Genomic DNA, 13881 nt, shown 5'->3' with positions numbered 1-13881 from the left:
TAATTGTTATGTCCCCCAGAGACCTACCCAGAGGCCCAGGCTAGCGAACCCGAGACAGGACGTCGAGTGTGAGCGATAGTGAATTTTCCATGAACAAAACACTAGAATTTCTTAATTGAATTTCACATTTCAAGCTCTTATTTCAAGTCACGTAGGAGAAAGTCTATAATTCTCTAGTCTTCCTTCTTTTTCCTAGGTATTTCTTTTATATATTGGTAATAGTAACATAACAATCTTCCATTATATAATTTTCTATTTTTATCTGCTTTCTTTCCAAAATCCTTTTGAAAATCACGATTAGCTGTTATAACAAAGCAAGACCATTCATTTAATCTTGAATACATAGCACCAAGATCAATATGAAGTCTCTTTACTTCCTCAACCTCGCCTAGTCTTTCTCCGTATGGTGGATTTGTTATTATAACTCCATACTTTTGCCTTGAGGCAAACTCCTGCATTGGTATCTTCTGAAATTTAATAAATTCCTTAACACCAGCTTTTTCTGCATTATCTATTGCTGTCTTAATTAGTCTTCTATCTATATCTGAAGCTAATATTTCAACTGGATTAGAATTTATAGTTCGTTTTGCACCTACGCGTACTTGCTCCCAAATATCTTTATCCATACTTGGCCAATTTTCTGATACAAATTCTCTATTTACTCCTGGCGCCATATTTTTTGCTATAAGTGCTGCTTCTATTGCTATAGTTCCTGAACCACAAAGAGGATCAGCAAGTACTCTTGTGCTATCCCATTTACTTATTAAGACAAGGGCAGCAGCTAGCGTCTCCTTAAGTGGTGCCTCACCAGCATATTCTCTATACCCTCTCTTATGCAATCCAACACCTGAAGTATCTATTGATAAAGTTACAACATCTCTTAAAACTGAAACCTCAATCTTATAGACCGGTCCCTCTTCTGTAAACCATTCTTTATCATATTTTTTCTTCATAGATTCTACTACTGCTTTTTTTACTATACTCTGACAATCTGGAACACTATGTAGTTGTGACTTTACAGATTTACCTACGATATGCATGTTGCCATCTTCTGGTATTAAATTACCCCACTCAACAGCTTTTGTACCTTGAAATAATTCTTCAAAAGACAATGCATTAAATTCAGCCATTTTTATAAAAAGTCTCTCTGCAGTTCTTAACCAAATATTGCATATAGCAATATCCATTTCATCCCCTTCAAACATGACTCTTCCATTTTCAACTATTAAATCCTCGTACCCTAGTGCCTTTAGTTCTTTAGCTGTAACTGCTTCTAACCCAAAGGTTGTAGTGGCTATTAAAGTATATGTCATATATTATCTCTCCCATTTCTTCTTTTCCTTAGGAATATTTAAATAAATATTATAATAACTTTTATTTATTTCAATGTCCCTTTTAACTTGTATCACTCATATTATAATATCTCTATTTGCTATTATTGTCTATAATTTTTATATTAACCGTTCTTTGAAAAAACAAAAGTGCCAGAACTAGTCTGACACTACATATTATGATTTTCTTAATTCTCTCCCGACTTGCTTGTTTGAGGTAAAACTAAATTTAATACTATACCAACCAAAGTTGCAAGTGCAACACCTGCTATTTGTACTTGTGCGCCTGCAAAGTTGAAATTAATTCCCCCTCCACCTACTCCTAAAACTATTATAACTGAAGAAATGACTAGGTTTCTCTTTTTACTAAAATCAACCTTATCTTCTACAAAGATTCTAAAACCAGAGGATGCTATTATTCCAAATAACATTACACTCACTCCACCAATTACAGGTAATGGAATATTACCTATAACTATAGCTACAGGCCCTATAAATGATAATACAATTGCAATGATTGCCGCACCGCCAATTACCCAAACACTATAAACTTTTGTGATTGCCATAACGCCTATATTCTCACCATACGTAGTGTTAGGTGGTCCCCCTACAAATCCAGCAAACATTGTAGCAATACCATCTCCAAGTATTGATCTATGAAGCCCTGGATCTTTTGTAAAATTGCGACCACAAACATTACTTGTAACATATACATGTCCAATATGTTCTGCAAGTGTTACAAAAGCTATTGGAGCCATAAGCATAATAGCATTTATGTTAAATGTCGGTAAAACAAAACTCGGCAATTTAAATAATTTTGCTGATGCTATTTCCTTTAGAACTTCATGTGGAATTACTCCAAATAATATGGACAGTATATAACCAACTACCATCGCAATTAAAATAGGTACTACTCCGAAAAATCCTTTAAAATACATAGTCCCCACTATTGCTACACCTAAAGTTGTCATTGATATAAATATCCATGTAGATCTAGCTACGCCTTCAAGTCCAGGATCCGTAAATGTTGAATTTAGCCCTGACCAATTTATTGCACCACTTGCAAGACTTAGGCCAATTACAATTACAACTGAAGCTACAACAACTGGCGGAAGCATTCTATCTAACCATTTAATCCCAATACATTTAATAATTAGAGCTACAATTACATATACAAGCCCAGCAGCTATAATTCCAGAAAGCATTGAACTTTGTCCATATGCCTTTGTAGCAACACCCATTGGTCCTATAAAAGCAAAAGATGAACCTACATATGCCGGAAGCCTAGCCTTTGTACACAATATATATAATAGTGTTCCCACACCACTACAAAACAGTGCAATTGAGGGACTAAGACCTGTAAGCATAGGTACAAGTATAGTTGCCCCCACCATAGCAAATAAGTGCTGGAAACTTAAAGGGATAGTCTTTAAAATAGGTAACTTTTCATCAACATCTATAAAATCTTTCATTAGTTAGTTCCTCCTTTTTAGTCTCGCGGACTATATTAAAAGATTAGTCATCACCTGCAGTGCTGTAGTCATCACCTGCGGTGCTGTAGTCATCACCTGCGGTCCTGTAATCATCTTTTGTAAAACTGTAGTCATCACCTGCGAAGCTAGTCATCTTTTGTGAAGCTGCGGTATCTTTCATAAAACTAAAGTTCATATATACTTACTGAATCTTTTTCATCAGTTTCTAAAAGTTCAACAGAAATCATTTCTTTACTGGAAGTAGGTATGTTTTTGCCTACATAATCTGCTCTTATAGGCAGCTCCCTGTGCCCTCTATCTACTAAAACGGCTAATTGTATCATTTGAGGTCTACCCTTATCTATTATGGCATCTATTGCAGCCCTAGCAGTCCGTCCTGTATAAAGTACATCATCTACTAAAATTATTTTTTTACCTCTTACATCTATGCCCAAATTCACATTATTTAATACTGGTTGATCATTTAAAGTGGTAAGATCATCCCTATATAAGGTAATATCAACAGAACTTACTGGTACTTTAACTCCCTCGAATTGTTCTATTAAAAACGCAATTCTTTGTGCAATTGGTACTCCACGTCTTTTTATTCCCACTAAAATAATGTTTTCTGTACCTTTATTTTTTTCAGTAATCTCATGTGCAACTCTTGTTAATGTTCGATTTATGGCTTTTTCATCTAATAACACTGACTTAAATTCCATAATTTCACCTCCTATAAAATATATTATTTATATGGATTTAATATAAAAAAGCCTTCACCAAAAGGTAAAGGCATACTATAATTACATAATAGTATTGCTATCTTTATCCTTATGATCTCTCTGGAACATTTAAAGGGATAGATATTATATTAAAAAACAATACACATAATATGTGATATTGCACTTTCAATATAATATCACAGGTTACATACTATTTCAACTATTTCTTAATTTAGTTATTAAATTCTCAAAGTAAGTTGGAATTGGTGACTCAAATTCCATGTATTTATTAGTAGTTGGGTGTATAAATCCAAGCTTTTTGGCATGCAAAACCTGTCCCTTTAAATTAAAATGCTGTTTTTTGAACCCATATATCAAGTCACCAACTAAAGGATGTCCTATCTTTGCCATATGTACTCTTATTTGATGAGTTCTCCCTGTTTCTAAATTACATTCTACTAATGTATAACCATTAAATCTTTCAATAACTTTATAATGAGTTACTGCTCTTTTACCACTCTCAACTATCGCCATTTTTATCCTATCTTTGGGATGTCTTCCAATAGGCTCATCAACTGTACCTTCATCATCTTTAATAACACCTTCGACTATTGCTAAATAACTTCTTGTCATTGAATGATCTTTAAGCTGTGCTGCTAGAGAATTGTGTGCATTGTCATTTTTAGCTACCACTAACGCTCCAGATGTATCCTTATCGATTCTATGCACTATCCCTGGTCTAAGAATACCATTTATACCTGACAGGTCTGTACAGTGATTTAAGAGTGCATTCACCAATGTGCCAGTATAATTTCCTGGTGCAGGGTGAACCACCATGTCTTGAGGTTTGTTAACAACAATTACATCACTATCCTCATATATAACGTCTAAAGGGATATCTTCCGCTTTTACGTTTAACTCAACAGGATCTGGAATAGAGAACCCAATCATGTCGTCCAATTTCAATTTAAAATTACTTTTTCGACATTTACCATTCACAGTAGCATTTTCCTTCTCAATTAGTCCTTGAATATATGACCTTGATTTATCTTCAAGTTCATTTGCAATAAATACATCAAGCCTCATACCAACCGAGTTTTCTTCAACTTTAAAATCATAATTTTCCATCTATATCTCTTCCTTTACTATTGAAATTGCCAAAACCAATGTTCCCACAACAACTAACATATCTGCTACGTTAAATGTTGGAAAAGAGTAAACCTCTTTATAATGGATTAAAATAAAATCTACTACATACTTATAAAACAGTCTATCATATAAATTTCCAAGTGCTCCACTTATAATCAATGCAAAACTTATTCTTAGAAATTTTGATTTTGGCTTATACTTAATAATATAATATATCATGCAGAATATAACAAGTAATGTAACTAAAGCAAGTAATATTAATTTGTTCTGAAGTATTCCAAAAGCAGCTCCGCGATTCTCTAAATATTCCAATTTAAAAAAATCCTTAATTAATATAACTCCATTACTATCTTTCAAATAAGTGAGAGCCCAAACTTTAGTTAATCTGTCCAATACGAGGCCTAAAAAAATAATTAAAACTTCCATACCATTCCCCCCCAATTATACAAAAGAGAATATATATTGCTCAAAATTTATTATTTAAAATTATAAGCAATATATACTCTTTTATTCTTTATATTTATATATTGTTAATCTGGTAACTGATTTTTGTATTGCTGATTACTTATTTTATCTATAGGCTCAACATAACCATCGTCATCATCAAATTCAATTATGTCATCTAATTTATTATTAAAACGTTCTACTCCCTGATAAATATCTTCTGCATCAACACCTACATCGCTTTTATTGCTATATTTAAAAAACGATCCAAGTATATCTTCCTCAACACATCTATTGTTTTGCTCTGCCGGTTTCTTATTCCCAATAGATTTTTCACATGCCACACAATTAGTAGCATAAGGTATAAATTCTAATCTTTCAGGATCGATATCAACTCCACAACTTTTGCATTTACCATACGTATGATCCTCAATACTATTTAGCGCATCCTCAATTTTATTTAATACTGATATCTCATTTCCTTTTAACGCAATTCCTTTTTCCTTATCAAACAATTCGGTGGCAACGTCAGACGGATGATTGTCATAAAAAGATAATTCAGTTGCCATTTCACTATTAGAATCTATAACCCCATTTTGTCTCATTAATTTGATAAGATCAAGGACACGTGACTGTTCATTTATTAATTTTGTTTTAAAATATTGTATTTTATTTCTTTCCATGATAACAACTCCTCAAGTTTTAATATAGTAGTAATATAAAAAATATAACTTCTATATGATTATGTTTTCTCATGGGAAGAATTTTATTACACTTATTTAATAATATTTATATTTTTAACGACATTTCAGAAGGAAAGTCTCCAACTTTTATAAGTTGGATTATAAATCTCCTTCTGAAGTCGTTAATATTTCAGCTCCGCAGGAGATGATTTAATACCAATAAAAATTAATTTCTAAATTAGTTTCAACATATTATTTAAAATATTTGTAGAATTTTCAACTGCAATATCCTTAAATTTTTCATATTCCATTTGAGCCCCATTACTTGCATTGTCTGATATAGATCTAATAACAATAAATGGAGTTTCATTTAAATAACATACCTGAGCAATACTTGCCCCTTCCATTTCACATGCCAAACATTTAAATTCAGAATTTAACCACTTTATCTTATCAACACTTGCAATAAATTGATCTCCTGACACAATTCTTCCGGTAAAATGATTATGTCCTTTTATATTTTTACATGATTCTTCTGCAAATTTGATTAATGAATTATCACATTTAAAATCAAAAGTATCAAGCCTTGGAATTTGTCCTATCCTATCACCAAATATAGTTGTATCTATATCATGTTGTACTAAATTGTTTGCTATTACAATGTCCCCTGGATATATATTATCTTCTGTTCCACCTGCGATACCAACATTAATAATGTAATCAACATTAAAATCATCAATTAATATTTGAGCGCAAATTGCTGCATTAACTTTACCTATGCCACTAGTTACTACTACAACATTTTTATTATGTAACTTTCCAAGACTAAATTCCATTTTAGCCTTCACTTCTTTTCTTAAAAACTCCATATCCCTAATTAAAAATTGAACCTCTTCCTCCATTGCTCCAATAATACCTATGTTCATTCTTTATTCCTCCTTATTTTATAAATGTCTAACAATTTTTAACTATTTTAGTCTAATATGTACATTCCCTATTTGGCACATAAAAAATCTCACCCTAGGAGTGAGATTTTTAGATTTTTACTTTTTAGCAAAAAAACTTTTTATTTCTTCGAGCTCACCATTTTCATGAAAATCTTTTTCATCAATATTTTTGAGAGTTAAATTCGAACATTCAGAATCAATAGCAACTTCTCCCTCTGTTTGATGATCATTAATAGCATTTCCTACATTATAATTTTTAAGATAATCATTTTCAAGTCCCTCAAACATCTCAAGTTGACAATTCATGAAACTTCTAAATTTAGTCCTAAACTTTGCAAATTCCTGCTTAACTCTTTCATATTCATCATTTACTTTAAGTACATCATCATGGGCTTTTTCAAGCATCCTTTCAGAAGAATCGTTTGCATTTCTAACAATCAATTCCGATTCCTTTTGAGCAGAAATCTTTGCTTGTTCTGCTGCATTTTGAGCCAATACTAAAGTGTTCTGAATTGTTGCTTCTATCTTAACATGATGATCTAGTTTCTCTTGTAAAAAACTAATTTTCTCTTTAAGCGTAGAATTTTCTTTATACGCCATTTCATATTCATCAGATATCGTCTCTAAATAATCATCTACCTCTTCTGAATTGTATCCTCTTAATACCTTTTTAAATTCTTTATTATTAATGTCCATAGCTGTTATTCTCATTACGTCCCCCCTATACCTATATGTACCTCTTTATTGCAACTTTCAAACGACCCTTTTGTGTATTTCCTATAGTCTCTACTATCTTAATCTTCCCATATCCCCTAATTGTTAATGTATCATTGTTTTCAACTACTTTATCCTTCTTTGCACTTTGAAAATAATTAACTAGTACTTTACCTGTTGATATTAGTTCAACCGAACTATTCCTAGAAATATTACATACAGCTGAAACTAAACCATCCAATCTAAATGACGTAGTTATAATAATTTTCTCCTCAAATTTTCTTTCAGGTAACTTCTGTGATATATAATCATACTCAGTTACTGTGCAAGGGCAATTCTTAACTTTATTTAAATTATTAATTATGAAGTTACTAATGTCACTACAAACCGGTGCATAACATATAGAATCTTGAATTATTAAATCACCCAATTTTTCTCTTTTTATACCTAGTGACATTATTGCACCCAAATAATCCTTATGATCAACCTTAGAAAATTTAGATTTATTTTTTATTTCAAGTAAATCTATAGGATACTCTGTAGGCGAATCCCCGGTCGAAAATGATAACATTCTCCTATCTGAGTCTTTAAATATTCCATTCGTAAATGATTTTATTTCATACTCTTCACTTATATCCATAATTTGATGCCATATAGCTGGAGGTAAAAAATCATTAGTAAATATGATTTGTTTTGTTTTTTCAGCTATTTGTATTTTATTAAATATGTTAGAAATTAAGTTCTTATCTTCACAATTTATACTATTCAAAAAATGTTTTTTATCCATCTGTATTTCTCCTTACTATAATAATGTAAATAAAACATATACAATTTGTCTTAATATCATTATAATAACAAGCGCGATTATTGGTGAAAAATCGATCATCATATTACCAAAGAATCTATCTTGTATCTTTCTACCTGGTTCTAGCAAAGGATTGGTGACTTTATGTAAAATTTCAATATATTGATTTGATCTTCCTGCATAAACCCAAGACAAAACCACTTCAATAAGAATTGCATATTCTAACACCTTAAAAAACATATTAATTACATTATACAAATACAAATTTTATAACCTCCTGAACTTTTCAAATATAGACAACAATATTTTATTGTGTCCTAAATATTTCTTCATTCCTTTAATACATATTTTTACTTATTCCAATTAAAAATCCCCTTTGAACTTAGCTCGTTTTTTAATTCATTATTAACTTCTATATTTGATGGTGAAATTATATATACTCCTTTTTCTACCTGCTGAAGATCACCACCTAAAGCGTAACATACTCCACCAACAAAATCTAATAATCTTTGACCAGTTCTAGGTTCTAATGCAGTGGTATTTATCACAATTATCTTTCTTGACTTTAAGTTATCACTAATCACAGTAGCTTCATCAAAATCCTCAGGTTTTATAATTACTACTTTTGTAGATGTTGACGTATGAATATTCACTACTTTACTCTGTTTCTTATTTGCACTCATTAATGATTCAATGTCCACATTTTCATCTTCGTTATCCATTTCTTGAACCTCATCCTCTTCTTCCTCTGCCATACCTAAAAAACCCATAACCTTATTAATCACTTTACTTGCCATTTTGTATTACCTCCAGTTTTTTATAATCTCTTTTTCCAAATATTTTTGTGCCAAGTCTTATCATATTAGCTCCTTTTTCTAGAGCAATTGGAAAGTCTTTACTCATCCCTAATGATAGAAACTCCATGGAAACATTTTTATATTTATAGTTCTTTAGATTATCAAAAATAGCCTTCATCTTAGCAAAATACTTTCTAGAGCTTTCATCATCACCAATTGGAATTGTCGCCATAAGCCCTTTTACTTTAACATTCGTGCATTCTTCGCATACTTTTATCAAGTCATTTACTTTCTCAACATCAATACCAGTTTTTGAAGCTTCTTTGCCTATATTTATTTGGATTAAAACATTTGCTATTTCATTCTTTGATGAATAACGTTTTTCTATTTCTTTGAGTAAATGTATGCTATCTAATGAATGTATAAGATAAACTTTTCCAACTATGTACTTTACCTTATTGGTTTGCAAATGTCCTATAAAGTGCCATCTGCTGTCTTTCTCTATATTGTCATATTTTTCAAGAAATTCTTGAACTTTGTTTTCTCCAAAGTCCCTAGCTCCACAATCATAAGCTTCTTTTATCTCACTAATTTGCCTGGTCTTAGAAACACATACTAGTGTTACGTTTTTTGGGATTTCATTCTTTATTTTATTATAAACTTCTCCAATTGACAACTATCCGTCCCTCCTTAGTTTTTAGGGCGCATTGCAATTATTAATTGCCCTATCCTATTTCTGTACTAATTCTTCATTAAACATAAAAATCCTTTAATATTCGTGTATTTTAATGATTTATAAAATTATTTATTTACTAAACTCATATACTTATAAACAACATTACCATTATATGCCAATATATTTATACTATTTGACTTAACAATTTTAATTTTAACATCACTACTTTGTAACAATGCTGTATGTGTTTGCTCTAAGGTTAAATAATTATACATTACATCTTTATTCCCAATGGCACTAATATAAAATGGAGTTACTATCTTAACACCATTTAAATCAATATTAGAACCAGCACACAATCCCCAATTATTGTAAATAACCCTTATTCCATTTACTGATATTGCTTCTGCACCTGCATTTCGAAGATCATTTATTACTTGAACAATATCAGAATCATGAATTAACTGACTCATAGTAACATTGTTATCAAAGCTGTCAACACCATCCTCTAGTGTAATTTTAACGCCTTGACCACTAACATCGCTATTTCCAATTATTAAGTTATTATTAATAACTTCCTTTTTAATTTCTTTTGAAACCTGAAGTGTTTTTTCATCACCAGAATTATATTTTTTAAGTTTTAAGTTGGTAATATAATATTGTTGCTTTAAACTATTTAGTTCCGCATATAATTCAATTCTCTCATTATAGGCCTCATCATATTGTTTTACATCTAAAAAATCACTTTTCCCTTTAAATCCAATATTCATGGATATAAGAATCCCTATGATTATTGAAGCAATAAAAACAAATATAGTAGCTTCATTATTTTTCATTTAATCACCTCATGAATGGGATTTAGTTTTATCAATTAAAAGTCGTCTAATAATTGCAAAGTTATCAAATATCCGACCTCCAAATACAATAACAGCAGCCAGATAAATTGGTATTCCTAATTTATCACCTAAATATACCATGGCTACAGCTAAAGCTGCATTTCCGAAAAAACCTGACACAAAAATATCTGCACGAAAATTATGAGATATTGAACCCCTTAATGCACCAAAAACAGAATCTAAACACGCAAAAATTGCTACTGAAATATATGGAGAAAATTTAACTGGAATGTTTACATTCCATACAATTCCTAATATTACACCTATAAGTAACCCTACAAAAGCAACCATTTAATCACCTCTACTTCTTTTCTATTGGCTTTGCAAACTCAAATTTATATGTTTCATTTGATTTAGCAATTTCAATTTTATTTGATTTTTCCATTGTTATATCACAAGTTTGACTAAGCGTTTGCGGAATTGCTCCTGGGAAGCTGATGGCACTTTCCAATATATCACTTTTACCGATTGCTTTAATAGTTATTCTTTTACTATAAGAGACTCTTTCATCACTTATAATAATCGCATTTCCAGCATTCCTTATGCCACTACGTGAAGTTAGTCTAATATCATTAATAGAAATAGCTTCTGCATCTGCAGCATTTAATTCATTTACTATATGAACTAAATCTGTATCATTTATTTGCTGATCCTGCGAATCACTTCCGAAAATACTGCTTTTAGGTGTTACATAAATTATCATACCTTCACCTTGTACATCTGTACCTCCAGTAAGTATTCTCGTCTCATCCAATTCTTTACTTAACAATTCACTTGCTGCGTTTTTACCACCTGCAGCCGTTTCATATTCTTTTGTTTTAGCATCCAAATCATCAATCTTTTTTTGCATATCTACCTTACTCTTTTTTAATTGTTCATTTTCAGTTATAATTTCAGGTGCATTTTTACTTGTATCTGCTGCTGCGTTTTGTTTACTTATCATTTTAAATTGGTAACTTATCATAAATCCTAATAATACACATATAATACCAATGGATATTTGGGATTTAAACTTCTTCATAAACTTCCTCCTTGTTACTCTCTGGGGGAGATAATTTTTACTTTTGGTGTTCTACATAAATCACTGGGCTTCCTGTAAAACTAACATCTACATACCCCTTTGCATTTTTATATTGAGGTTGAGTAATAATGTTTATCGCCTTATTAAATTTGTTTTTTAAATCGTGTGTTGTTCCAAATTTAATATACATATTTTCATATAAGACCCTAATGTCTAACACATTATGTACATCTACCATCATTATCTTACTTGATTTACTATTTTCATCATAATTTTTAATAATACTAGCCATCAAAACTAGAATATCTATTTTTCGATCACCTTTTGTTGCAATTAAAGAACCTGCTTGGGCTTTGTCGTAATTAAATCCAATTAAATTCACTAATTTCATCCCTTGAATATTAGATCTTTTTTGAAGTAGCCAGCCTTTATCATCTATGATGTAATAATTACCATTTGATTTCCCGTAAAACATAGCTTCTTTTTCAGTTACTTCTATTATAATCTTGCTTGGAAAAACCTTTTTAACTTTTACACTTAGGATATATGGATCCTTCATAATTTGTTTCTTACTGTCACTAAAAGTATCATATAGAATATTACTTCCCAAATGAGTTTTAGCTATATTGTTAATTTCAGTTTTAGATGAATTAACATTTCCTATTATTTCAATCTTTTGAAGATTAAAATAAGGCAATTTCATACATAATGTAATTAATGTTGTTATCATAATTATTACTAATAACAATAGCCCTCTTATTTTTTTTCGTTTTTTTCTTTTATATAATAGTTTTTCTTTATTTTCTATAATGTAATTCCCTTTTTCAAGATTATTACTTTTTTTCCCCATTCACTTCCTCGCATTCCTTAACAAATTTACAAATTATATATTAATACACACCAATAAAATTTGTATATTGCAAAATAGATTCAAATTTAATTTGTACAATATCATTTAAAACTAGTCCTATATATATAATAACACTTAAGTTAACTATTTTCATCTGAAATTCAACCTATTTATAGTATTTATTTAAAAATGCTCTCATTTAGTTTACTTTTAAACATAGAAAAGGCAATGCATTTACGCATGCCTCTTCTAACTTTTACTTGAAGTTTGCCTTGATATATTTAAAAGTACTCCAACTGCAAACATATTAAAAACCAGAGCTGATCCACCGTAACTTATAAATGGCAATGGAACACCAGTTACTGGCATTGACCCTGTAACTACAGCAATATTTATTACTGCCTGTATTGCTACAACTGATGTAATTCCAATACCTAAGATAGTTCCATACATATCTTTAGCTGTAACTGCTGTTTTAATACCTCGCCATACGAAAATTATAAATAACAATATTATAAACGCGCATCCGATTAACCCCAATTCTTCACCAATTATTGCAAAAATAAAATCTGTTTGGGGCTCTGGTATATATAAACATTTTTGCCTTGACTGGCCAATACCTGCACCAGTAATGCCACCTGACCCCAGTGCAAGAAGTGACTGAACTAATTGATATCCCTTACCTTGGCTATCAGCAAAAGGATTTCTAAAGTTCATCAGTCTAGCCAATCTATATGGTTCAAGAATCGTTAAAGCACCAACTGCTGCAACAAGTGATGAACCTATTGCTAAAAGATGTGATATTTTTGCACCTACTGCAAATAAAATAATCACAGTAACAATCATTATAACAGCTGCAATACTCAAGTTTGATCCAAGCAAAACCAAACCTGCATAAAGTCCTGAAACTAATAAATATGGACATATACCCTTAAGAAATTCTTTAACTCTTTCTCCCTTTCTCTCTAAACTTTTAGCCATAAATAGCACCACAGTATATTTAGCGATTTCTGATGGTTGAATAGATGCGAATCCTAATGGAATCCATCTTTTAGCACCGTTGATAGCCGGGAAAGCTAAAACTACAATTAAAAGTGCTATCGTAATCACCATAATTATTCCAGTATATTTTTTTATAATGTGATAATCAGTTTTAATAGCTATAGCCATAAAAATACAGCCAACAACTGCCCACATAAGCTGCTTTTTCAAAAAATACTCTGGATCATTATATTTAAAAGCCGCAACATATGAACTGGAACTATAAACCATTACTACTCCAATAGCCACAAGAACAATTATCGTTGCAAATAATATAAAATCTATCTGTCCCATTTTAGAATTATACTTTTTCATATTATATCCTCCTTACAT

Annotated in this window: 17 protein-coding genes; all 17 read right to left on the bottom strand. The window is 30.8% G+C overall.

Features of this window, described 5'->3' with window-relative positions:
- Positions 1–173: 173 nt before the first annotated feature.
- Entirely contained in the window at positions 174–1313 is a 1140-nt protein-coding gene (locus Q0649_RS03340; protein ID WP_298837273.1) for a class I SAM-dependent RNA methyltransferase, read from the bottom strand.
- A gap of 206 nt (positions 1314–1519) precedes the next feature.
- On the bottom strand, positions 1520–2803 hold the full coding sequence (gene uraA, locus Q0649_RS03335) for a uracil permease (protein ID WP_298837271.1): 1284 nt from the start codon (positions 2801–2803) through the stop codon (positions 1520–1522).
- Between the two features lie 185 nt (positions 2804–2988).
- A complete protein-coding gene (gene pyrR, locus Q0649_RS03330; RefSeq protein WP_298837269.1) occupies positions 2989–3525 on the bottom strand; it encodes a bifunctional pyr operon transcriptional regulator/uracil phosphoribosyltransferase PyrR in 537 nt (178 codons plus the stop codon).
- A 216-nt stretch (positions 3526–3741) separates the two neighbouring features.
- Positions 3742–4653 carry an RluA family pseudouridine synthase gene (locus Q0649_RS03325; protein WP_298837266.1) on the bottom strand — a complete coding sequence of 304 codons (912 nt, stop codon included), beginning with the start codon at positions 4651–4653 and terminating at the stop codon, positions 3742–3744.
- Positions 4654–5100, bottom strand: coding sequence for a signal peptidase II (lspA, locus tag Q0649_RS03320; protein WP_298837263.1), 447 nt, complete (start codon positions 5098–5100; stop codon positions 4654–4656). It abuts the gene before it with no gap.
- 104 nt (positions 5101–5204) lie between these two features.
- Positions 5205–5801: a TraR/DksA C4-type zinc finger protein gene (locus Q0649_RS03315; protein WP_298837260.1), complete on the bottom strand. Its 597-nt coding sequence runs from the start codon at positions 5799–5801 to the stop codon at positions 5205–5207.
- A gap of 233 nt (positions 5802–6034) precedes the next feature.
- Positions 6035–6727 (bottom strand): 5'-methylthioadenosine/adenosylhomocysteine nucleosidase, encoded by a 693-nt coding sequence (locus tag Q0649_RS03310; protein WP_298837256.1) that lies wholly within the window; start codon positions 6725–6727, stop codon positions 6035–6037.
- 117 nt (positions 6728–6844) lie between these two features.
- Positions 6845–7459: a DivIVA domain-containing protein gene (locus Q0649_RS03305; RefSeq protein WP_298837254.1), complete on the bottom strand. Its 615-nt coding sequence runs from the start codon at positions 7457–7459 to the stop codon at positions 6845–6847.
- Between the two features lie 16 nt (positions 7460–7475).
- The gene (locus Q0649_RS03300) at positions 7476–8249 is read right to left on the bottom strand and encodes an RNA-binding protein (RefSeq protein WP_298837252.1); all 774 of its coding nucleotides are present in this window, start codon (positions 8247–8249) and stop codon (positions 7476–7478) included.
- Positions 8250–8264: 15 nt separating this feature from the next.
- Complete coding sequence (locus Q0649_RS03295) at positions 8265–8531, bottom strand: YggT family protein (RefSeq protein ID WP_298837250.1); 267 nt, start codon at positions 8529–8531, stop codon at positions 8265–8267.
- Between the two features lie 86 nt (positions 8532–8617).
- A complete protein-coding gene (locus Q0649_RS03290; RefSeq protein ID WP_298837248.1) occupies positions 8618–9064 on the bottom strand; it encodes a cell division protein SepF in 447 nt (148 codons plus the stop codon).
- The gene (locus Q0649_RS03285; protein ID WP_298837245.1) at positions 9054–9740 is read right to left on the bottom strand and encodes a YggS family pyridoxal phosphate-dependent enzyme; all 687 of its coding nucleotides are present in this window, start codon (positions 9738–9740) and stop codon (positions 9054–9056) included. Before Q0649_RS03285 ends, Q0649_RS03290 begins: the two co-directional genes overlap by 11 nt.
- 125 nt (positions 9741–9865) lie before the next feature.
- Positions 9866–10576 (bottom strand): DUF881 domain-containing protein, encoded by a 711-nt coding sequence (locus Q0649_RS03280; RefSeq protein ID WP_298837242.1) that lies wholly within the window; start codon positions 10574–10576, stop codon positions 9866–9868.
- Positions 10577–10585: 9 nt separating this feature from the next.
- Positions 10586–10927, bottom strand: a complete 342-nt coding sequence (locus Q0649_RS03275; protein WP_298837239.1) for a small basic family protein — start codon at positions 10925–10927, stop codon at positions 10586–10588.
- Between the two features lie 10 nt (positions 10928–10937).
- On the bottom strand, positions 10938–11657 hold the full coding sequence (locus tag Q0649_RS03270; RefSeq protein ID WP_298837236.1) for a DUF881 domain-containing protein: 720 nt from the start codon (positions 11655–11657) through the stop codon (positions 10938–10940).
- Between the two features lie 37 nt (positions 11658–11694).
- A complete protein-coding gene (locus Q0649_RS03265) occupies positions 11695–12507 on the bottom strand; it encodes a cell division protein FtsQ/DivIB (RefSeq protein ID WP_298837233.1) in 813 nt (270 codons plus the stop codon).
- A gap of 249 nt (positions 12508–12756) precedes the next feature.
- The gene (spoVE, locus tag Q0649_RS03260; protein ID WP_298837230.1) at positions 12757–13863 is read right to left on the bottom strand and encodes a stage V sporulation protein E; all 1107 of its coding nucleotides are present in this window, start codon (positions 13861–13863) and stop codon (positions 12757–12759) included.
- Between the last annotated feature and the right edge of the window lie 18 nt (positions 13864–13881).

This window comes from uncultured Clostridium sp., from assembly GCF_937920395.1.
In the GTDB taxonomy this organism is placed as follows: domain Bacteria; phylum Bacillota; class Clostridia; order Clostridiales; family Clostridiaceae; genus Clostridium_AD.
Note: the sequence above shows the minus strand (reverse complement) of the source record. Positions and strands in the feature narration are given on the sequence as shown.